Consider the following 21,204-nt stretch of genomic DNA (forward strand, 5'->3'; position numbering starts at 1 on the left):
GTGAGGGATTATGTTCAGCGCCCTTCGTAACCGTCCCAGTAGGCGCCTACCGCCTCTTGCGAGAGCACCTGGCGGCGCTTAGGATTGTCGGCGCTGCTGTAGGCGCGATTAATGAAAATGGTTTTGTGTTCCATGTTCTGCTGGAACTCCGCGCTGGCCAAGTAATCGGCCTTTTTCTGCGCCTCGCTGCGCGCCACGCCCGCCACGCGATCCTTTTTCCCCCATTGGTAGAACTGTTCGAACATCGGCACGGCGTTTTTAATGCTGCCGTTCACATCAGTGCGGAATTGCGGATCGAAGTCGTCGCGCGTTTGATAAATGTAGTGCTTGGCATGCTGCTCGGCGCTGCTGAGGTGATGGGTGCAGGCGCTGAGCGCCAACAGCGGCAACAACAACGCCGCGCTTTTCAGTTTTTTCATGTCGTCTGTCCCTGTCAGTGAGGAAGGTCCCTTTAGCGCCACGAGCATAACGCCGCCCCCCGGCGAACGTCAAACGACAAAAATCGCATCACATTGTTTTATATTAATATTATATACATTGATTGGTATTCATTGCCTGAAACACTATGCTTTAACAGAACAGGGTAAACACTCACCAACTGCGAGGCGGCCAATGAAACCGATCGACAAAAACGTGGGGGAGTACGACCTCACGGCGGAAAAAAAAGCGGGCATGATCACCGGCACCATCCACGGCGAACTGCCGGACAGCGACGCCAACCTGCCGCTGCTGCCCTTCTCCGGTACCTTCGCCGGCCCCAGCGTGGCCGAAGCCATCGCCGATATCCAGCAACAGTTCCCCGACATCGAACCGGCGATTATCGACGACTTGCGCGAGGAACTGCTGAAGGCCGGGTTCTAAACCGGATCGCGGTGCCGCACGAACGGGCTGTAGACCGGCGCACCGGGCTTCAGCGCCAGATCGGCGTCAAAATCTTCATTGCGGTTGAACGGCACCGCCGGCCAGGCGGCAAGATCGCTTAAGGCAGCCCGATACGCCTGGGTCACCTGCGCCAAAGCGGCGTTCTGCGCCTGCCGCTCCTCGCTCGCCAACCCGCCGCGCACGCCATAGACCAAGAACGGCTCCAGCACGCTAAAGCCGATATAGTGCAGCGCATGCATGATTGGCCACAGCATCAGCCGCATATCGCCGTCGCGCCCGTCCGGGGCGCAGGCCTGAGCGGAAGCGCCGGCGGTGACGGTCAGCAGCGCCCGCTTACCGCGCATCACGCCATTCTCATGGCGGTGGCGGCTGTCGTAGAGCCCGCCGTAAACGAACACCCGATCCATCCAGCCCTTGATGATGGCCGGCGCGCCGAACCACCAGAAAGGGAACTGCAGCACCAGCGTATCCGCCCAGTGCAGCAGCTCGATATGCCGCCGGATCTCCGCCGGCAGCGCCTGGATCGTCCAGTGATGGCGCTGTTCCTGCATCGCATCGAACCGGTCCGCCTGCTTTCTGCTGGGGTAATGGCCGGCGCCCTCGCGCGGATCAAACCCCTCCTGATACAGATCGACCGTCTTCACCTGGTGCCCCTGCGCCAGATAAGCCTGCCGCGCCTGTTCGGCCAAATGGGCATTGAAAGAATGCGGCTCGGGGTGAGCCAGCACAATCAGCACGTTCATCCTGTGTCTCCCGTTGTAAGGTGGTGCTGTTATGCTGTGGCTTTATCGCCCCCTTGGCAATTACGCACCTGAAGGTAACCCCCAATGGCTTATCCCGGCGACGTCTATTCGAGCAAGTGTTCCGCGCGCGATGCGCTGGCGCTGATTTCCGGCAAGTGGGTGATGCTGATCCTGCCTGCGCTGGCGCAGCGTCCGATGCGCAACGGCGAGCTGCTGCGCCGCATCGACGGCATTTCGCAGAAGGTGCTGACGCAAACGCTGCGCCAGCTGGAACGCAACGGGCTGCTCGAGCGGCTGGATTTAAGTGAAAAGAATCAGGCACATGTGGAATACCGGCTCAGCACCGTCGCCTGCTCGCTGGTCGAGACGCTGACGGCGCTGGACCGATGGGCGGAATACCATTTCCCGGAGCTGGACGCCGCCCGCGAGCGCTATGATGCCGACCGCGGGCGCGAGGCCGATTAAAGCGGTTTGGCCCGCAGCGCCTCGCCGCTGCGCACGAAGTTGCCTGCCCCCAGATGATGAATGGTGTGCAGATCCGCATTGGCGGCAGTGAAGTTCCAACGTCCTTGCTGGAACACCCGCTCATCCGCCGCCGCGCTCAGCACCTCGCCGAAGCAGGTATCGTATTTTTCCTGTGCGCCGCTTTCCGGCAATAAGCGGCACTCCAGCCACGCCACGCAACCCTGTTCGATCAGCGGCACCTGCAGCGTAGCGCTCGGCGCTGCGGCGATATGAAAGCGGGCGAACTTGTCGTCATCCAGCCCGGACACGCTGCCGACCGCGTAGGTGGCGTCGATGAACATGGCCGCCGGCACGCAAATGCCGAATGCGCCGCTCTCCTCGATCATTTGCCGGCTGTGCGCCCCTTTGTCCACCACGATGGCGATGCGCGGCGGGCTGAACTCCACCGGCATCGACCAGGCGGCGGCCATCACGTTGCGTTTAGCGCCGTCGCGGCTGCGGCTGGTGATCAATACCGTCGGGCCGTGGTTCAGCAGGCGGCTGGCGTGTTCGAGGGCGACAGGGCGAAAGTGGCTCATCGGGAAATCCTTGCGAGTGACTGATTGTCCCGCAGTGTAGATCTGCGCTGCGGCGGCAGGCAACGCGGGGCGCACAGAATGCGCAGGTGAGATGCTTGTTCCCCGTCTCGCCATCCGTTATCTATAGTTAAATCAATTCGCCGGTAACGGCCCACTCCACCTGAGGATCTTGCCTTGACGTTTTTAAAACACCCTATCACCGGATTGGTGCTGGCCGGCTGCGGCCTGCTGTCGGCGGGCGGCGCGCTGGCCGCTTCCGATGCGCTGGTGTACTGCACCGTCGCCTCGCCGGAATCGTTCAACCCGCAGCTCTCCAGCTCCGGGCCGACTTTTATCGCCACCTCGCAGGTGCTGTACAACCGCTTGGTGACGCTGCGCGAAAGCGATAAAACCCCCGCCCCGTCGCTGGCCACCGAGTGGAGCGTCAGCCCGGACGGCAAGACCTATACCTTTACCCTGCGCCAGGGCGTGAAATTCAACAGCAACAAATACTTCACCCCGACACGCGACTTCAACGCCGAAGACGTGGTGTTCACCGTGATGCGGCAGAAAGATTCCGCTAACCCGTATCACAAGGTCTCCGGCGGCAACTATGAATACTTCACCGACATGGGCCTGGATAAGCTGATCACCAAGGTGGAAGCGGTGGACGAGCATCACGTGCGCTTCACGCTGAGCCAGCCCAACGCCGCCTTCGTCGCTGACTGGGCGATGGATTTCGCCTCGATCCTGTCCGCCGAATACGCCGACGCCATGCTGAAAAAGGGCACGCCGGAATACGTCGACAACTGGCCGATCGGCACCGGGCCGTTTGCGCTGCAGCAGTACAAACAGGATTCGCTGATCCGCTACATCGCCAATCCGCACTACTGGCAGGGCGAAGTGGCCAGCAAGCACCTGATCTTCTCCATCACGCCGGATCCGCAAACCCGGCTGGCCAAGCTGAAAACCAACGAATGCCAGATCATCCCCGCGCCGCTGCCGGAACAGTTCGCCGCCATCAAGGCCGACGGCAACCTGCAGCTGCACGACATCACCGGACTGAACGTCGGCTATCTGGCGTTCAACACCCAGAAAAAACCGTTCGACAACCTGCTGGTGCGCCAGGCGTTGAGCTACGCGGTAGACAAGAAAGCGATCGTCGCCGCGGTGTTCAAAGACAGCGGCACGCCGGCCAATTCGCTGCTGCCGCCGGGCATGCTGGGCTACAACGATAAACTGCCGGAGTACACCTACGATCCGCAGAAGGCGCGCGAGCTGCTGAAGCAGGCCGGGCTGGAGCAGGGCTTTGAGACCGACATCTGGTCGATGCCGGTACAGCGCCCTTACAACCCGAACTCGAAGCGCATCGCCGAGATGATCCAAAGCGACTGGGCGAAGGTGGGCGTGAAGGCCAAGATTGTCACCTGGGAGTGGGGTCAGTACCTGGCCGGGCTGCGCAAAGGCGAGCAGCAGAGCGCGCTGTACGGCTGGGTGTCGGACAACGGCGATCCGGACAACTTCGCCACCCTGCTCGGCTGCGCCGGGGTGCAGAGCGGCGCCAACGTGGCGCGCTGGTGCGATAAGGATTATGACCGGCTGATCCAGCAGGCTATCCAGGAGAACCAGCCGCAGGCGCGCGCCAAGCTGTATCAACAGGCGCAGGTGATCTTCGCCAAACAGGCGCCGTGGCTGCCGTTGGCCACCGGCAAGGTGTTCTACGCCACCCGCAGCAACCTGAGCGGCTATGTGGTGGACGTGAACGGCAGCGATTTCGCCAAGGCGAAATTGAACTGATGTCAGGCGCCGCAGCGCGGGCTGCGGCGCAACCCGCTTCACCACTTAATAAGCTGCCAGCCTCTGAAACTGTCGCCCATTAGCTTCACAACTTACGATGCCCCTCTACCGCCTGGCGCATACCCCACTAAACCAATAGCTTAATAAGTGAGTTGAGCCTGGCGTTTTGCCTAAATTGCGCGCACGCGCTTTCCTCCGATGTAACATTTCGTTACCATCGACGCACAGACCCTTTAACATCAAAAGGTAACCCGGTGCAGAACACCTACATGCCGTGGCAAATTCGCCTGCACTGGCTGGTGGCGATCCTGCTGGTCATCACCTGTGTCACCATCGAGCTGCGCGGCTTGGCCGAACCGGGCAGCGCCCCCTGGTACGTGCTGGTTGTCACCCACTTCAGCTGCGGCGTAACGGTATTTGCGCTGATGCTCGCCCGCCTGTTCCTGCGCTGGCGCCACCCCTCGCCCGCCATCGCGCCCAAACCGCCGAAGTGGCAAACCGGCCTGGCGCACCTGACGCACACCCTGATTTACCTGCTGCTGCTGACGCTGCCGGTGCTGGGGGTCTATTCGCGCTATCTGGGGGGCAAAGAGTGGTATCTATTCGGCCTGCCAATGCCGTTCGCCGATGTGGCCGATCGGCCGCAGGCGCGGGCGATTATCGGCTGGCACAAAACGCTGGCGTCATTCGGCTACTGGCTGATCGGCCTGCATGCCGCCGCCGCGCTGTTCCACCACTATATCGTCAAGGACAATGCGCTGGTGCGCATGCTGCCGTTGATGAAAAAGCGCTGACCACCCGGCGCCAGGGATGAATTTTCGGGCCACGCCCGCTGACAGGGAATGACATGCAAACCCAATTTTTTCATGTGACCGTCGAGCAATGCGCTTGCCAACAGACAGCGCCCGACAATCTGGTGAGGCTCATCGCTTCCGGCCAGACGTTCTTTTTTTACCGTGACGACTTCAGCGACAGCGAAAACCTGCTGGCCACGCTCGCCGCCGGCGATCGGGTGAAGATCGGCGCCCACCGCCTGCGGGACGGCAGCTACTGGCTGCACTGGCTGCTGCACGGCACGAAAGGCCGCCTGGAGCCCGACAGAACGCTGAAATACAAGCTGAAATACTTTGCCCTGCTGCTGCTGGGCATCGTGCTGGCCGGCGGTTTCCCGGCGAGCTTTTTCATCATGGACCGGGAAGATTCCTGGCTGACCCTCGTCCTGTTTTTTATCGCCATCATCGCCGGCCTTATCGGCATCGGCCTGGTGCTGTTCGTCGGCTCAGAGCTCCTGTTGATTGCGCACCGCGGCCGCAGGCGCCTGCTCAGGGCGCTGGATCGCGTGCTGCTGGGGCAAGACGTCACGCCGCCCGGCTCGCTCAGCCTGAACATCCCCGGCATCAAATACCGGGCCGTCCGCACAGACGCCGTGCCGGCGGCCGCACCGCTGCAGACCGCGCCTCCCCTCCCGGACGGCGTCGAGGCCTCCGGCATCGAGACGGTCAACGCCCTGAGCTACGAACTCCGCGACTATAAGCTCCCGCGGCAGGTGCAGTATTTGGACACTTATGCGTGGCGCCAGAAGGAGACGCACTTCGCGTTGACGACCCGCGCGCTCAACGTTCCCAATACCAAACTGCATCCGGTATTTCGTCGGCAACATCCGCTTTTCATCGCCAAAGGCGATCCGCTGCAGGTGCTGTATTGCGAGAACGACACCGTCCCCGAGTTGCCGACGGTGCGGGGGATCATCAATCACCGCGACCGCCAGACCTATCTCATCGGCGGCAGCCGCTACTTCACCGAAGCCGGCCTTAACCTGAGCGCGCGCGTCGTCTTCATCCTCGGCGCGATCATGATGTGTTTGATGCTCGGCATGATCGTGTGGGATAACGCCGATACCCCAGCGGGCTTTTACCTGGATGCCTGGACCCTGAAGCGCCTCGGCAGTGAATTGCCGCCGATTCTGCTGCTGCTGATGCTGATGATCAGCGGCCTGGCGCTGCTGATCGAGGGCTTCGCCCAGATCTGCCGCCTCTATGCGTTTGACCAGCACCGCACGTTTAAAACGTTCAAATACCTGCGCCATCTGCGCCGCAGGCTATGGCGGCAGGAACAGGTGACGGAGCTGAAATGATGACGTTAGCGCTTTATAAAAGACCCCTTATTATCCTGATGCTGTTTTTGGCCAGCGCGCTGGGCGTCTATTTCCTCGCCCCTGAACAACGCTATGCACAGTGGCAATGGACCCAGAGCGACGAAGCCTTGCCGACGATAGCCCGTTACGATCTCATCCACAGCTACCCGGCGCAGGACGGCGCTCTGCTGCTCATCAGCAAAAGGAGTGAACGCGGGGCCTACAATAGCTTTTACGGCTGGGCGGCCAGCTACCTCAGCCAGGTGTTATTCACCGGCCCGAAGGGGTTGCAGATGCTGGGGCAACTCGACGAATCGATCTACGATGCGGTTTGCGTCGAGCAGGAGTGCGCGCTTTTTCTGTCCAAGGGGCGCCGGCTGGTCAATGTGCAACGGGGCACCATCGGGGCGCTGATCCCCTGGCCGGAGGGCGACGACAACCTGCCTTCCTTTATCGGCGGCAAACTGGTGGCGCTGCCGGGGCAACGCGCGCTGTATTTCATCAGCACCGAAGGCGTATTCTACAGCCCGGACTTTGGCGCCCATTGGCGGCAAACGCTGGATCTGCCGGCGCAGCTGGACGCGCGGCAGCTGCTGGGCTTTGAGCGCGGCGAGGAGGACTCACCGACGGCTAACGCCGCCGGAAAGCGCAAATCCATGCCCGAGATCTTTACCGCCGTTGATGGCGAACGCGTGCTGTTCTGGATGAACCCGGTGCTCGGTTCCGGCGCCTTGCACATTGCCGTTAACGGCAAAACCGGCGAGGTGGCCGAACTGCATTGGCTACCGGTACGCGTGAAGGAAAGCGCACAGGCTCCGGATGGCGGCATCTACCTGATCGCGCAAACGCTGGACAGAGGGCTGTATCAGCTCCTGCGTTATCAATCCGACGGGCAGTTGGCGGTGCTGTTGGAAAACGGCGATAAATCGCTGTATCAGCTGTGGGCGGGCAACGACAAACTGGTCGCTCAAACGGATAACGGCGATGCGCGCCTTTCGCTGATTTTCGATCTGCGCTCATCCGACGTGCGCTACCGACAGCCGTTGGAATACCGCTACAACGGGCGCGACGACGCACGCCAAACCGTGATCGAACCGGAAAGCCACTATGGCGATGACGGGAAGACCCCGCCACTGCCCTACTTCGTTCGCTATCGTTCCACTACGCCATGAACAGAAGGAACTTGCCATGCTGTTAGGCTATGGCGCCGGCGCCGCAGGATTGCTGGCGCTGTTGTTGGCCCTGCTGCTCGCCGGCATCCTGATCGCCTGGTGGGGCCGGCGCTACATCGCCGCCCGCTGCGGCCGACCGCGACCGCCGCTCTCCTGGGGCGGCTATCTGCTGGCCTCGGCGCTGGCGGTCTACCCGGTGGCGTGCGCGCTGATGCTGATCGGCATGGCCATCCAGGACATCAAGAGCCAGCGGGCGGAAGATCGTTGGAATCAACGCAGCTACCTGACGCTCGACGAAGCAAAGCCGTTCGGTGAAACGACGCTGCCGAAAGGCAGTTGGGTAAACCGCCAGGATCCACGCCTGCCCGGCACCGAAGACAGCCCTATCACGATGAACGGCGTGACCGCTGTGCGTTTTCCTCAGCCGCAGAGCGTGGCCGGCGTGCCGATCATCGCCTTCGAGGTTTTACCGCCGGTGATGGAGCTGGCGAGCGCGCACACCTTTACCCGCCCGAGCGGCCAAAGGGTGCACTGCGAAGCGGGTTGGCTGGTCACCTTCTTGTTGCCGCCGGATCGGCCGGCCCCGCAGTGGGAGGAGTGGCAGGCCGGGCTGCCTGCGACGGCGTTTCGGCCAAGCGACTGGATCTTTAGGGAGTGCTTCTCCGGCAGCCCGATCGCGGTGCTGACCTTGCACAACGGCGAAGTCAGGGTGCTGCCCTAAGCCTTACGCCGTGGCGTTGGGCAAACGCACGGTCACGCGGTTATTGGCCGTGGGCAGCTGCAGCGGCGTTTCCTGCCAGCTCACCGCGATAACCAATACCGGCGGGGCCGGCACGCGCGGCTCACGCCCGTCGGGCCCCACGCTGTAGGCATCCCATTCAATCACAAACACCCCGCCGTCTTGCGGCTCGACCCGCTCGACGAAAAAGGTGGTGTCGGAACCACGCCCGCCCGCCGGTTTATGCGCGTAAGCGAGCAGGCTGAACCACTCACCGGCGAAGTACAGATGGTACAGACCATCGACGATATGCTCGCCGCGGAACTGGCAACCGCCGACGCTCAAGCCGCAGCCCATCGGGGATCCCGCCACGCGTTCAAGATCGCGCACGAAACGATCCGTCGGCCGGTTATCCAACAACAGCTCATAAGGCGGCGCGTGCAGCAGCGCGGCAGGATCGTCCGCCTGGCGCAGATCCGCCGGCAACATCGAGCGCGCCGCCAGCACGCGGCCGTTGGGCAAGGCGATCTCCAGACGATCGGCCGGATCCTCTGTCCACGGCGGCACCCACAGACCGCGCACCGGATGCAACGGCGTGGCCTCCGCCTGCCGACACCTAGCCCGCAGCCGCGCCAGCGCCTCGGCGGCACCGGCGGCCAACGCCGCCTGCTCGCGATCGGTCAATGCCGGCAGCGCGTACATCATCCGGGCGGCAGGCTCGTACACCGTCAGCCCCTCACCCTCACGACTGCGGGTCGGGATCAGGCGCAGCTTGCCATCGTCCACGTCCTGCGCCGCCGCACAGGCGCCATGCACAATCGCCCCGTCGCGCAGCAGCAGCGTCCAAAAATTGGGGCCGCCCATGCCCAGCTCCCCCACGCCGCCAATCCGCCGATCGCTGTCGCCGGCGTGCGCCATTTCAATCGGCTGCGAGCGCCAGTCGGTCTTGCGCCACTCTGCGGCCGCTTCGGGATCTTGCGCGCCTTTAGCGGCGTACTTCACCCATTGCAGCACGGCAAACAGCGCGATGCACAGCACGCCGAAAATCGGGTGATCCTGCCAAATCAACCCCCAACCGACGATCAAAAGGGCCCAGGCGGCCATAGCGATATCCTTTTCCACGAGAAAACCGCCTGATTCTAGCGCAGGAAACGCAAGGGGTTGAAGCCTATGCCATGGATAATTAGCCATTCAATAGAAAGGTAATAATTTCAGCGTTATTTCTGTGACTACAGAGATCACATAAATAACGCTTCACAGAGTAATTTCAACATAAAAAGATAACCCTCTGTATCTCAATGCAATATTCGCAACCTTATTAAAACCAAAAAGATAAAAGGGGAAAAAAACCGCAATAATTTGTGTATATTCTAAACATTGACTATGTTTAGACATACTATTTATATGCAGGTAAAACGCCGAATAAAAAAAGAAAGGCGTTTAGGAAGTTAAATCAACCCCGTTATCCGCGAGGGTGAAAAACCATTTTATAGCAATATTCCGAGGGAATTTTATTTCCACGGAACGGGTAACCTTGCGTTTTATCAAGCCAATAGGCTACACACCGCAATTAATATCATTATTAGCATTCCGGAGAGCGACAATGAAAATCGTTACAGGCATTATCTTTACCTCTGTGGCCGCCTTCAGCGGCGCGGCTTACGCGGCTGATGCGCAGCCTACCACCGGCAGCGCGGCGGTGATGCTGGAACATGTGCATGCCGTGATGGAAAACGGCAGCCCGGCGCCGCAGCACGACGCCGCCTGCAAAAAAGAACTTTCCATGCCGGAATCGAAATATATGGGCATGAAGGTCAAAACCGATTACACCATCAACAGCAGCACCATGATGATGTCGGCCAAGTCGATGTTCCCATCGCCGGACTCTATGAAACCGATGGAGCTGACGGTCGATCTCTCCGCGCTGGGCCTGGCGGATGTGTATGCCTTCGGCGCCTTTAAACCGGCCGCGTTGCCGCAGGCCTATATTTATTTCACCATCGACAAGAATTTTAAAGATCCGGTCAGCACCTTTATGATCATTAACCAAGGTAAGCAATATAACTGCGTCATTTCCAGCTCGAATAAAATGATGAGCAAAGAGATGCGCGGCAAGATGATGATGAAGAAACAGTAACGGAATGAAAAACGGCGCTTCCCTTAACAGGAGGCGCCGCCAGAAAACGCGTTAAATCAGACCCGGATTGTATTTCTGATTGAACTTCTCTTCCGATTGGAACAGATAAATAATGCCTTCGATAAAGCCGACAATCGCCGGGATCCCCGTCCAGCAGAACAGCAGGTAGAACAGCCCCCACCACTTCATCCCTAAGTAAAACTTGTGAATGCCCAGCCCACCCAGGAAGATGGCCAGCAGGGCCGCCGCGAGCTTGTCTTTTCTGCTCATAGTGCACTTCTCCTTACTTCTCACCGAACCACCGGCATGTCCAAAAAACGGATGCCGCTCCACAGAGCGCCGCATCGCAATGCTTGAGGAGAAAACATTCACCCATCAAGGCTCAACAGGGGTAATTATAACAGTGATTAATTAAACGGTTGTTTAACCGGCGAAAGGGTAAGCAAATGGAGTCTGGAGAGGGAGTGGTGCCGATAATAGGAGTCGAACCTACGACCTTCGCATTACGAATGCGCTGCTCTACCAACTGAGCTATATCGGCATCGAGCCGGGCCTGCGGGGCAAGCCGGAAGTGCGTTGAACAAGGTAGACCTGTGCGTGAAATGAGTCAATAGCCGCCGGGGCGTTTGGTTGTTTTGCAAACAGCCGCACTGCAGCTACGCTGCAAAAAAAAATCAGGGCGCAGCCCGCTGCGCCCTGACCTCTTTATGACCGCAATGCGGCCTTAGCTGCGCACCAGATCGTCGCCGTAGCCGATCCACTTGTAGGTGGTCAGCGCATCCAGGCCCATCGGGCCGCGGGCGTGCAGTTTCTGGGTGCTCACCGCCACTTCCGCACCCAGGCCGAACTGGCCGCCGTCGGTGAAGCGGGTGCTGGCGTTGACGTACACCGCCGAGGAGTCCACCGCGCGCACGAAGTGCTCGGCGCTGCTCAGCGAACGGGTGAGGATCGCGTCGGAGTGGTTGGTGCCGTGGGTGCGGATGTGGTCGATGGCCTGATCGATATCGTCCACCAGCAGCACGTTCAGATCCAGCGACAGCCATTCATCGTCGTAATCTTCCGCGTTCACCGGCACCACCGTCGCCGGGCCGCCCTGCAGCAGCGGCAGCGCGTTTTCCGCCGCGTGCAGCGTCACGCCCGCCGCCGCCATTTTGGCGCTCAGCGCCGGCAGGAACTCGGTGGCGATGCTGCGGTTCACCAGCAGCGTCTCCAGCGAGTTACAGGCGCTCGGGCGCTGGATCTTGGCGTTTTCAATGACCGTCAGCGCCTTGTCGAAATCGACGTCGGCATCCACGTAGGTATGGCACACGCCGATGCCGCCGGTGATCACCGGGATGGTCGATTGCTCGCGGCACAGCTTGTGCAGGCCGGCGCCGCCGCGCGGGATCAGCATGTCGACATAGCGATCCAGGCGCAGCAGTTCGTTCACCAGCGCACGATCCGGGCTGTCGATCGCCTGCACCGCCGCCGCCGGCAGGCCGCACTGCTCCAGCGCCTGCTGGATCACTTTCACCGTTGCCTGGTTGGTGTTATGCGTCTCTTTACCGCCGCGCAGGATCACCGCGTTGCCGGTTTTCAGGCACAGGCTGGCGACGTCGATGGTGACGTTCGGCCGCGCCTCGTAAATCACGCCGATCACGCCGAGCGGCACCCGGCGGCGCTCCAGCTTCAGCCCGCTGTCCAGCAGGTTGCCGTCCAACACGTGGCCGACCGGATCGTTCAGGCGGCACACCTGGCGCACGTCGTTGGCGATCGCCGCCAGCCGCGCCGGGGTCAACAGCAGGCGGTCAAGCAGCGCTTCGCTCATGCCGGTGGCGCGCGCCTGCGCCATGTCTTGTTCATTCGCCAGCAGGATCGCTTCACTGTTGGCTTCCAGCCTGTCGGCCATCACCGACAGCACCTGATTCTTCTTCGCCGTGCTCAGCACCGCCAGCTGCCAGGAGGCCTGCTTGGCGGCCTTCCCCATCTGCTCCAGCATGCTCACTCCTTAACTGACAATCATATCGTCGCGGTGCACTGCCACCGGACCGTATTCATAACCGAGGATCTCGCTGATTTCCTGCGAGTGGTGCCCGGCGATCATCCGCATCGCATCGCTGTTGTAGCGGCTGACGCCGTGCGCCAGATCGCGCCCCGTCAGGTTGCGGATGCGGATCACTTCGCCGCGCGAGAAGTCGCCCTTCACTTCGCGGATGCCCTTTGGCAACAGCGAGCTGCCGCGCGCCATCATCGCTTCCACCGCGCCGTCGTCGACGGTGATCTCACCGGCCGGTGGCGCGCCGAAGATCCAACGCTTGCGGTTTTCCAGCGGGGTTTCCAACGCGTGGAAACGGGTGCCCACCGGCTTGCCTTCGATCACGTCCGCCACCACGCCCGGCTTGCTGCCCGCGGCGATCACCACGTCGATGCCGGCGCGGCAGGCCACGTCGGCTGCCTGCAGCTTGGTGCCCATGCCGCCGGTGCCCAGACCGGAGACGCTGTCGCCGGCGATGGCGCGCAGCGCGTCGTCGATGCCGTGCACTTCACGGATCAGTTCGGCCTGCGGGTTGTTGCGCGGATCGGCGGTGTAGAGGCCCTGCTGATCGGTCAGCAGCAGCAGTTTGTCGGCCCCGGCCAGAATGGCCGCCAGCGCCGACAGGTTATCGTTGTCGCCCACCTTGATTTCGGCGGTGGCGACGGCGTCGTTCTCATTGATTACCGGCACGATGCGGTTGTCCAGCAGCGCCGTCATGGTGTCGCGCGCGTTGAGGAAGCGCTCGCGGTCTTCCAGATCGGCGCGCGTCAGCAGCATCTGCCCGACGTGAATGCCGTAAATGGAGAACAGCTGTTCCCACAGCTGGATCAGCCGGCTCTGCCCTACTGCTGCCAGCAGCTGCTTGGAGGCGATGGTGGCGGGCAGCTCGGGGTAGCCCAGGTGTTCGCGCCCGGCGGCGATGGCGCCGGAGGTGACGATGACGATGCGGTGGCCCGCGGCGTGTTGCTGCGCGCACTGGCGCACCAATTCGACGATGTGGGCGCGGTTCAGACGCAGCGATCCGCCGGTCAACACGCTGGTGCCCAATTTCACAACCAATGTCTGGCTGCCGTTCATAGTATTTCTGCCGTGTGTAATGATGAGAAGAAGAGTGCAAAGGTCTTTGTAACAGGAGAGACGCGTTATGCCAACAGGCACAACGCGAAATCAGCACAATACGTGGTCAAACGGGGTCAGGCGGAGAGTTTGATCAGTTTTTCTTTGAAATCGTCGGCGGGTTCCAGCCCCAGTTCCATGGTCGCCAGCAGTTCGCCCAGGCGGCGATGGAAGTCGCGCAGGGTGTCTTCCAGCTTGGCGTTCACTTCATCATCCTTAATGTTTTGCGCCGTCCAGTCGCCTTCCTTGTCGAACAGGCCGAATTGGTACGAATAGGTGAAGCGCGCCTCTTCCGCCTGCAGCTCCATCCACCAGCCCCAGAACTCACGCTTTTCCGGAGCAGGCTTTACATTGACGCAGACGGCCAAACAATCAAAGAAAAAACGGTCGTTTTCACATTGCCCTTCACGCAGGTACGGCCCCAAGCTGGCAAAACGTTTCATTAGTCGGCTTTTAGGGTGACCACTCGGTAACGTCATTCTCTAACCTCCTCAATGTAGACCACTCTTTTTAACAAACTGTTAAAATTTAGCAACTAATTAACGCATTTTGTCCCTCAGCCAACCGGACATCTGCAGCAACGCCCGGTGGAAGCTGTCGTAAACCGGGGTGCGCGGGATGGCGACCAGCTTGCCGCTCACCGAGGAGGTGACGATCAGCTGCGACTCCTCTTTCGGGCTGAGCGTATCGCGCTCCCAGTAGCCGGAGATCATCGGCGTTGGGCAGCGGCGCCCCAGCAGCCCCTGCATTTTCAGCGAGTAGCTGTTCAGCTCCACCTTCAGCACGTTGTCGGAAGCGTTGGCCATGCCCATGCGGCTGGCCAGCACATCCATATACATGTCCGGCACGTTCAGCTGGGTGCTGCTGTCGCACAGCAGGCGATGCACCACCGGCCCCAGGCAGGCTACGCCGCGCAGCCGCTGCGGCTCCAGGTAGGCCAATCGCACCGCCACGTTGGCACCGAAGCGGAAGCCGAAGGCGCTCACCCGCTGATGATCCACCCACGGCACCGAGGCCAGCTGGATCAGCACCTGTTGGTGCAGGTAGCTGGAGTCCTGCGTCAGCTTCCATTTGCACGAAGAACCGATTGACGGCATGTCGAGCGTCAGCATGGCGATGCCGTGCGGTACCAGGTAGTCGCGGAACAGACGGTGGTAGTCGGTCTGCAGCGTGTCGAGACTGCCGCACATCAGCACCGTCGGGAACGGCGCTTCGCCCTTCTCCGGCATGTGCAGGAAGCCGGTGACGCTGCCGCCGCCTTCGATGCGAAACTCCAGCTCTTTCAGCTGATACGGCAGCAGCAGCGCCGCCTCTTCGTAAGCGCGGTTGGCGAGCATCTCCGCCTGTTCGGCCAATTCGTCGCCCTTCAGGTGCGGGTAACCGGCGATGCTGTACAGGCTCGCGGCCTTCAGCCAGTATTCGCCTCCGAGCAGCGGATCCTGCTGCTCCGTCGCCCGCTGCTGCCACTGCATGCCCTGATGGATCCACTCGTAGATCCAGTTGCCGTTGCGGTAGCCCACCACGGTATCCAGCCGCTGCGGATTGCTGCGCTCGGCGTCGGAGGCGGCGATGCGCGCCAGCACTTCGTGGATTTCGATCGGGCTGACGCCGCGCCAGGCCCACAGCAGCGGATTCAGCATGCGGTACCAGCTGCCGGTGGTGTCGCCTTCCAATGCGGAATGCATGGCGGCGCTCACTTTGTTGCGCGCACGCAGCACCAGCGTCGAGGTTTCGGGATGTTTGAATTTGGGCTTGAAAAGAATTTCAGAAAGGTTGGCCTGTGCCATGGTAACAACAGCCTCCGTAAATCTGGCGATAGGCCGCAAAAGGCCTACTTAACTGGAGGTAGTGTACCTAACTCTGGCGGGATAAACCAAGATAACGCAAACGCCCGGCATAACCGGGCGTTGACTTAGAACTGGCTGGGCTTAGCGGCCGCCGATCGGGGGAACGAAGCTGACGCCCATGTCCCACGGCTGTTCGATCCAGGTATCCTGCGGAATGTCGACCTCATAGTCGTCCACCAGCGGACGGCCCGCCGGTTTGGCGAAGATGGTGACGAAATGCGCTTTCGGGTACATATCGCGGATCGCTTTCGCGGTGCCGCCGGTATCCACCAGATCGTCCACCACGATGAAGCCTTCACCGTCGCCTTCGGCGCGCTTGAGCACTTTCATTTCGCGTTGGTTGTCATGGTCATAGCTGGAAATGCAGACGGTGTCCACATAGCGGATGCCCAGTTCGCGCGCCAGCAGGCCCGCCGGTACCAGACCGCCGCGGCTTACGGCAATGATGCCTGTCCATTTGTCGGCAGGCAGCAGGCGGTGCGCCAGCTTGCGTGCGTGCATTTGCAGCATATCCCAGGTAACAACGTATTTTTCGCTCATAGAATCGTGTCCCAGCCGGCGGTGAAGCGGCTTATTTTATAGTTCAGGGGAAAAAAGGTTGCGCGAGATTATAGAGACTGGCCGCATTGAATTCCAGCTGTACCGAGGAAAACCTCGTGATTTCCGCCGCGCAGCTTTCCGGTGATTGATGCTGAAAAAACGAACGTTCCCGCCGCGAAGCCGTGTGATCAAGCGCTTAAACCGCACAATACGGGGCGCGCACCGCCGGAAATAAAGTGATATTCTCTGATGATCGTGCCACGACGCACAGATGCCCACTCACCTTAACCGCGCGGCACGCCCGTCCTGTCGGAGCCTGCCGTCACAGGAGACTTATAGTGTCTGAATTGTCTCAGCTTTCGCCACAGCCGCTGTGGGATATTTTCGCCAAGATCTGTTCTATCCCACACCCTTCTTATCATGAAGAAGCGCTGGCGCAGCACATCCTCACCTGGGCCAAAGAAAAGAACCTGCACGCCGAGCGTGATCAGGTCGGCAATATCCTGCTGCGCAAACCGGCCACCAAAGGCATGGAAAACCGCAAGCCGGTCGCACTGCAGGCGCACCTGGACATGGTGCCGCAAAAGAATAACGACACCGTGCACGACTTCGCCAAGGATCCGATCCAGCCTTATATCGCCGGCGAGTGGGTGAAAGCGCGCGGCACCACGCTGGGCGCCGACAACGGCATCGGCATGGCCTCCGCCCTGGCGGTGCTGGCCGACGACAGCGTTGAGCACGGCCCGCTGGAAGTGCTGCTGACCATGACCGAAGAAGCGGGTATGGACGGCGCCTTCGGGCTGCAGCCGAACTGGCTGCAGGCGGACATCCTGATCAATACCGACTCCGAAGAAGAAGGCGAAATCTACATGGGTTGCGCCGGCGGTATCGACTTCATCACCACCCTGCCGCTGCAGCGCGAAGCGGTGCCGGCCGGTTACCAAACCCTGAAGCTGACCCTCAAGGGCCTGAAAGGCGGCCATTCCGGCGCCGAGATCCACGTCGGGCTGGGCAACGCCAATAAACTGCTGGCGCGCTTCCTGTTCGCCCATGCGGCAGCGCTGAACCTGCGCGTGTTGGATCTGAACGGCGGCACCCTGCGCAACGCCATCCCGCGTGAAGCCTCCGCGGTGGTTGCGGTACCGGCAGACAAGGCCGACGCGCTGAAAGCGCTGAGCCAGGAGTTCCTGGCCGTGCTGCAGAACGAACTCTCCGCCAAAGAGAAGAACATCACCGTGCTGTTGGAGCCGACCACCAGCGCTTCGCAGGCGCTGAGCGCCGACAGCCAGCAGCGCTTCCTGGCGCTGCTGAACGGCACGCCGAACGGCGTGATCCGCATGAGCGACGCGGTGAAAGGCGTGGTGGAAACCTCGCTGAACGTCGGCGTGGTCACCACCAGCGAAAACGAAGCGGAAATCATCTGCCTGATCCGCTCCCTGATCGACAGCGGCAAAGACTATGTGGTCGAGATGCTGACCGCGCTGGGCCAGCTGGCCGGCGCCAAGGTGGCGCCGAAGGGCGGCTACCCGGGCTGGCAGCCGGACGCCGACTCGCCGGTGATGCACCTGGTGCGCGAGCTGTATCAGGATCTGTTCGACAAGACGCCGAACATCATGGTGATCCACGCCGGTCTGGAATGCGGTCTGTTCAAAAAGCCGTATCCAAACATGGACATGGTATCGATCGGGCCAACCATCACCGGCCCGCACTCGCCGGATGAACAGGTGCATATCGAAAGCGTCGGCCTGTACTGGAAGCTGCTGACCTCGCTACTGAAAGCAATCCCTGAGCGCGCGTAATTTGCACGCTTAACGCAAAAAGCCGGCGACCGCCGGCTTTTTTATTCCCACGACAGCGCCAGCTGCCGCTCCAGCTGCGGATCGAGCAGCGTCACATGCAACCCCACCAGCCGCACGCCGCGCCCTTCGCGCCGCTCGCGCCACGCCTGCCGCGCCACCTCCAGCAAATCCTGCCGGTTCAGCACCGGAAACACGTGCTCCTGGGTGGTTTGCTGAAAATCCTGAAACTTCAGCTTCACGCCCTGCCGGGCGATCTGCAGATCCGGCTTCACCTTGCGCAGCCGCATCTCCAGCTCGGGATAGAGTTTGTCGATAATCAGCGTTTCGCAGTCTTCCCAGTCGTGAATATCCTCCGCCAGCGTGCGCTCCACCCCCACCGATTTGCGCAGCCGCTCAGGAGAGATTTCGCGCCGATCGATGCCCTGACAGCGCTCCCACAGCACCCGGCCGAACTTGCCGAAGCGCTTGAGCAGCTGCGCCAAATCGTATTGCTGCACGTCGGCGCAGGTGATAAGCCCCACTTCCTCCAGCCGCTTGGCGGTCACCTTGCCGACGCCGGGGATCTTGCTGAGCGGCAGCTGCTGCAAAAACGCCGGCACCTGCGCCGGCGTGATCACGTATTGCCCGTTCGGCTTGTTCATCTCGGAGGCGATTTTGGCGAGAAACTTGATTGGCGCGATGCCGGCCGACGCGGTGAGGTTCAGTTCGTCGGCGATCGCTTGGCGGATCTCCTGGGCGATCAGCGTCGCCGAACCGTTGCATTGCGGGCTGTCGGTCACGTCGAGATAGGCTTCATCGAGCGACAGCGGCTCGATCAGCGGGGTATAGCGGGCGAAGATTTCGCGGATGTGCAGCGAGGCCTCTTTGTAGGCCGCCATGCGCCCCGGCAGCAAGGTGAGATGCGGGCATAGCTTGAGCGCCATCGCCGTGGACATGGCGCTGTGCACGCCGTAGCGCCGCGCCGGATAGTTGGCGGTGCTGATCACCCCGCGGCGATCGGCGCTGCCGCCAATCGCCAGCGGGATATCGCGCAGGCTGGGATCGTCGCGCATTTCCACCGCTGCGAAGAAGCAGTCCATATCGACATGAATGATTTTACGCATCGCACCCTCCAGTAACACTGTATAAGTATACAGTCAGATACCGAAAGCTCAAGGCCGCAGGATTCGACGAAAGCACCGTTTCCGCCAGATATTTCCGCGTTGTTAAAAAAGCTTAATTTTTCAATAGTATGATTTCCGCCATCCCGTGCGGCTCACCACAACGATAACGACAAGGTACCCTACATGATCAGATTTTCTTCTTTGCTGCTGGCTTCCGCGCTGTCGCTGAGCGCGCTGGCGGCCAGCGCCACCGCCGGTCATGCGCCGGCGATCGTCGCCCACCGCGGCGGCACCGCCGATGCGCCGGAGAACACCCGCATCGCCATCGAAACCGCGCTGAAAAACGGCGCCGACGCCATCTGGATCACCCTGCAAGAATCCAAAGACGGCGTCATCGTGCTGTATCGCCCCTCGGACCTGAAAGCGCTGACCAACCGGCAGGGCCCGGTCTCTGCCTATACCGCCGCGCAGCTGGCCGAGATCGACGCCGGTTGGGCCTTCGCCAAGGGTGATGCGCACCCGTTCCGCGGCCAGGGCATCGGCATTCCACGGCTCGACGACGTGCTTAAAGCGTTTCCGCTCGTCACCTTCTATCTGGACATCAAATCCCCGGACGCCGATCCGGGCAGTTTGGCCAGGCGCTGCTGGCGACGTTGGAAAGCACCGACAGCCTGAACCGCATCCGCGTCTACTCCACCGACGCCAAATACCTGCAGGCGCTGCCGCCGGCCATCCCGCGCTTCGAAAGCCGCGACGAAACCCGCACGCTGCTGGCCAATATCACCATGGCGCACCAGTGCGACGTCAAACCGGACAACCGCCAGCCGCGCTGGTACGGACTGGAGCTGAAGCGCGAGGTGGAAGTGGTAGAGAAATATACCCTCGGCGAAGGGCGTTCTAAGGCGTTTCTGACCTGGGATAAAGAGTCGATGGACTGTTTCCGCTCGCAGGGCCCGGCGCACATCATCCTGTTCGGCGTCAACTCGCCGCAAGAGTATCAGCAGGCGCTGGCGCTGGGCGCCGACGGCGTGATGGTCAACTCACCGGCCGAGGCAAAAAGCTTCCGTAAGGCGAAATAAAAAACCCGGCTAACGGCATAAGGCGGTTCGACAAACCCGCCTTATGCCCGTATGGCTTTCAACATCCGTTAGCGAGCAGGAACCACCTGGATGGTGCTATTTTCATTGCGAACACTAAACCCAGCGCCGAATAGCCGGGCGGCAGGCTCAAGACCATTACTTCGTTTATCCCGCGACAACAGCGTCACCGATACCCCGTAAGACTTCCCGCCTTCGAATTTATAGTTATCGTCGGGAATGCACGTAGCCGCGGTGAGCGCAGGCATCTCGTTATCCGCGAAGTGCTTGCCGAAGATAGCATTGGCGTTGCCGATTTCTTCGATAATGACGCTAGCCAAGCGCTCGTCCCCTTCTGGTTGAACCCGCACACAAACGTGGTTATCAACGACAGTGACGTTGGCCGCGTAGTTTTTTGGCCTCGGATCGTTCATGTGCATGCAGCCGGCGAGCAACAAAGTTAGCGTTCCAACCAAAATAATGCGGTTCATCCTGTTACCCCTGCTTAAGAAACTGAGAAAGCGCATATTCGTATTTTCTGGCGATCGTTTTATCCGTTACGCCCTGAAAATTCACGCCATTGTTAATCGCACCCAGCCAGATAGTGTAACCATACTTCTTCAGGAACCAATAATCAGCGATGATAGAAGCTTGCTGCTCCATGGAGTAGTTATGCAACAGCTGTTTACCATCGAGTCGATATTTGTATTCAGCAGCCCAACTCAATAACCCTCGGGTTCTCACCCACATACCTTTTTGGTGCTGCCAGACATGGCTCATTTCGTGGATAAATACATGCTGGAAACCTGCAGCGGCCGTGGAAAAATCAGCCTTATATAAGGCTTGTCTAAACCAGACTTCTCCGTTGGGTGCCATCGCCGTTCTGCTGGCTTGCAGCCCAAACGGCAGATAGCTATCGCAGTGAACAAACACTTTCTCATAGAAAACTGACCTGCCAAACACGGAACGGGCCAAATTAATTTCACCCACCGTTAACACCCGTTTTATCCCTTCTTGTTGTTGTCCCATCCTGGAACTCCCTAAATCCAAAATAAACCTAATGAGACGATATTTTAACCAATCGAGTCAACAGACTAACCTGCT

The 21,204-nt window shown here is 60.5% G+C and carries 22 protein-coding genes, 1 tRNA gene and 1 pseudogene; 10 read left to right on the top strand and 14 right to left on the bottom strand.

Features of this window, described 5'->3' with window-relative positions; translation table 11 throughout:
• Positions 1-14 precede the first annotated feature (14 nt).
• A complete protein-coding gene (locus FHU12_RS17195; RefSeq protein WP_049295112.1) occupies positions 15-419 on the bottom strand; it encodes an Exc2 family lipoprotein in 405 nt (134 codons plus the stop codon).
• 193 nt (positions 420-612) lie between these two features.
• Between FHU12_RS17195 and FHU12_RS17200 the strand changes: the two genes are divergently transcribed.
• On the top strand, positions 613-861 hold the full coding sequence (locus FHU12_RS17200) for a hypothetical protein (RefSeq protein WP_141970784.1): 249 nt from the start codon (positions 613-615) through the stop codon (positions 859-861).
• On the opposite strand, the gene FHU12_RS17205 is transcribed toward FHU12_RS17200, so the two are convergent.
• The gene (locus FHU12_RS17205) at positions 858-1,625 is read right to left on the bottom strand and encodes an NAD(P)H-dependent oxidoreductase (protein ID WP_141970786.1); all 768 of its coding nucleotides are present in this window, start codon (positions 1,623-1,625) and stop codon (positions 858-860) included. The two genes, FHU12_RS17200 and FHU12_RS17205, sit on opposite strands and share 4 nt — an antisense overlap.
• An 84-nt stretch (positions 1,626-1,709) precedes the next feature.
• Between FHU12_RS17205 and FHU12_RS17210 the strand changes: the two genes are divergently transcribed.
• Positions 1,710-2,090, top strand: a complete 381-nt coding sequence (locus FHU12_RS17210; protein ID WP_141970788.1) for a winged helix-turn-helix transcriptional regulator — start codon at positions 1,710-1,712, stop codon at positions 2,088-2,090.
• On the opposite strand, the gene FHU12_RS17215 is transcribed toward FHU12_RS17210, so the two are convergent.
• Complete coding sequence (locus FHU12_RS17215; RefSeq protein ID WP_049295110.1) at positions 2,087-2,668, bottom strand: flavin reductase family protein; 582 nt, start codon at positions 2,666-2,668, stop codon at positions 2,087-2,089. The two genes, FHU12_RS17210 and FHU12_RS17215, sit on opposite strands and share 4 nt — an antisense overlap.
• A gap of 174 nt (positions 2,669-2,842) precedes the next feature.
• On the opposite strand from FHU12_RS17215, the gene FHU12_RS17220 reads away from it, so the two are divergent.
• The 5 genes from FHU12_RS17220 (at position 2,843) to FHU12_RS17240 (ending at position 8,471) form a co-directional block, all read left to right on the top strand.
• Positions 2,843-4,444, top strand: a complete 1,602-nt coding sequence (locus FHU12_RS17220) for an ABC transporter substrate-binding protein (protein ID WP_141970790.1) — start codon at positions 2,843-2,845, stop codon at positions 4,442-4,444.
• Between the two features lie 269 nt (positions 4,445-4,713).
• On the top strand, positions 4,714-5,238 hold the full coding sequence (gene cybB / locus FHU12_RS17225) for a cytochrome b561 (RefSeq protein ID WP_089196507.1): 525 nt from the start codon (positions 4,714-4,716) through the stop codon (positions 5,236-5,238).
• A gap of 53 nt (positions 5,239-5,291) precedes the next feature.
• Positions 5,292-6,578, top strand: coding sequence for a hypothetical protein (locus FHU12_RS17230; protein WP_141970792.1), 1,287 nt, complete (start codon positions 5,292-5,294; stop codon positions 6,576-6,578).
• Positions 6,575-7,750 (top strand): hypothetical protein, encoded by a 1,176-nt coding sequence (locus tag FHU12_RS17235; RefSeq protein ID WP_141970794.1) that lies wholly within the window; start codon positions 6,575-6,577, stop codon positions 7,748-7,750. Before FHU12_RS17230 ends, FHU12_RS17235 begins: the two co-directional genes overlap by 4 nt.
• A 16-nt stretch (positions 7,751-7,766) precedes the next feature.
• The gene (locus FHU12_RS17240; RefSeq protein WP_141970796.1) at positions 7,767-8,471 is read left to right on the top strand and encodes a hypothetical protein; all 705 of its coding nucleotides are present in this window, start codon (positions 7,767-7,769) and stop codon (positions 8,469-8,471) included.
• 3 nt (positions 8,472-8,474) lie between these two features.
• Here the strand turns inward: FHU12_RS17240 and FHU12_RS17245 are convergent, their stop codons facing one another.
• Positions 8,475-9,572 (bottom strand): hypothetical protein, encoded by a 1,098-nt coding sequence (locus tag FHU12_RS17245; protein WP_141970798.1) that lies wholly within the window; start codon positions 9,570-9,572, stop codon positions 8,475-8,477.
• Positions 9,573-10,071: 499 nt separating this feature from the next.
• Here FHU12_RS17245 and FHU12_RS17250 point away from each other — a divergent pair, with 499 nt between their 5' ends.
• Entirely contained in the window at positions 10,072-10,605 is a 534-nt protein-coding gene (locus FHU12_RS17250) for a hypothetical protein (RefSeq protein WP_141970800.1), read from the top strand.
• Positions 10,606-10,656: 51 nt separating this feature from the next.
• On the opposite strand, the gene FHU12_RS17255 is transcribed toward FHU12_RS17250, so the two are convergent.
• From FHU12_RS17255 to gpt, 7 genes are all read right to left on the bottom strand, one after another.
• Entirely contained in the window at positions 10,657-10,875 is a 219-nt protein-coding gene (locus tag FHU12_RS17255) for a TM2 domain-containing protein (protein ID WP_015376761.1), read from the bottom strand.
• Positions 10,876-11,070: 195 nt separating this feature from the next.
• Positions 11,071-11,146, bottom strand: a tRNA-Thr gene (locus FHU12_RS17260).
• Positions 11,147-11,329: 183 nt separating this feature from the next.
• On the bottom strand, positions 11,330-12,583 hold the full coding sequence (gene proA / locus FHU12_RS17265) for a glutamate-5-semialdehyde dehydrogenase (RefSeq protein WP_060425303.1): 1,254 nt from the start codon (positions 12,581-12,583) through the stop codon (positions 11,330-11,332).
• Between the two features lie 9 nt (positions 12,584-12,592).
• A complete protein-coding gene (proB, locus tag FHU12_RS17270) occupies positions 12,593-13,696 on the bottom strand; it encodes a glutamate 5-kinase (protein WP_047572529.1) in 1,104 nt (367 codons plus the stop codon).
• Between the two features lie 116 nt (positions 13,697-13,812).
• Complete coding sequence (gene crl, locus FHU12_RS17275; RefSeq protein WP_004930258.1) at positions 13,813-14,214, bottom strand: sigma factor-binding protein Crl; 402 nt, start codon at positions 14,212-14,214, stop codon at positions 13,813-13,815.
• A 60-nt stretch (positions 14,215-14,274) separates the two neighbouring features.
• Entirely contained in the window at positions 14,275-15,522 is a 1,248-nt protein-coding gene (frsA, locus tag FHU12_RS17280) for an esterase FrsA (protein ID WP_141970802.1), read from the bottom strand.
• A 141-nt stretch (positions 15,523-15,663) separates the two neighbouring features.
• Positions 15,664-16,122 (bottom strand): xanthine phosphoribosyltransferase, encoded by a 459-nt coding sequence (gene gpt / locus FHU12_RS17285; RefSeq protein ID WP_025301674.1) that lies wholly within the window; start codon positions 16,120-16,122, stop codon positions 15,664-15,666.
• A 338-nt stretch (positions 16,123-16,460) separates the two neighbouring features.
• Between gpt and pepD the strand changes: the two genes are divergently transcribed.
• A complete protein-coding gene (gene pepD, locus FHU12_RS17290; RefSeq protein ID WP_019454301.1) occupies positions 16,461-17,921 on the top strand; it encodes a beta-Ala-His dipeptidase in 1,461 nt (486 codons plus the stop codon).
• Between the two features lie 41 nt (positions 17,922-17,962).
• On the opposite strand, the gene dinB is transcribed toward pepD, so the two are convergent.
• On the bottom strand, positions 17,963-19,024 hold the full coding sequence (gene dinB, locus FHU12_RS17295; RefSeq protein ID WP_141970804.1) for a DNA polymerase IV: 1,062 nt from the start codon (positions 19,022-19,024) through the stop codon (positions 17,963-17,965).
• Between the two features lie 183 nt (positions 19,025-19,207).
• Here dinB and FHU12_RS17300 point away from each other — a divergent pair.
• Positions 19,208-20,103 (top strand): annotated as a pseudogene (locus FHU12_RS17300) (glycerophosphodiester phosphodiesterase family protein).
• A 68-nt stretch (positions 20,104-20,171) separates the two neighbouring features.
• Here FHU12_RS17300 and FHU12_RS17305 read toward each other — a convergent pair.
• Together FHU12_RS17305 and FHU12_RS17310 are read right to left on the bottom strand one after the other, a co-directional pair.
• Positions 20,172-20,591, bottom strand: a complete 420-nt coding sequence (locus tag FHU12_RS17305; RefSeq protein WP_141970806.1) for a putative T6SS immunity periplasmic lipoprotein — start codon at positions 20,589-20,591, stop codon at positions 20,172-20,174.
• Between the two features lie 4 nt (positions 20,592-20,595).
• A complete protein-coding gene (locus tag FHU12_RS17310) occupies positions 20,596-21,129 on the bottom strand; it encodes a type IV secretion protein Rhs (RefSeq protein ID WP_141970808.1) in 534 nt (177 codons plus the stop codon).
• Between the last annotated feature and the right edge of the window lie 75 nt (positions 21,130-21,204).

The organism is Serratia marcescens (genome assembly GCF_006715005.1).
In the GTDB taxonomy this organism is placed as follows: Bacteria; Pseudomonadota; Gammaproteobacteria; order Enterobacterales; family Enterobacteriaceae; genus Serratia; species Serratia montpellierensis.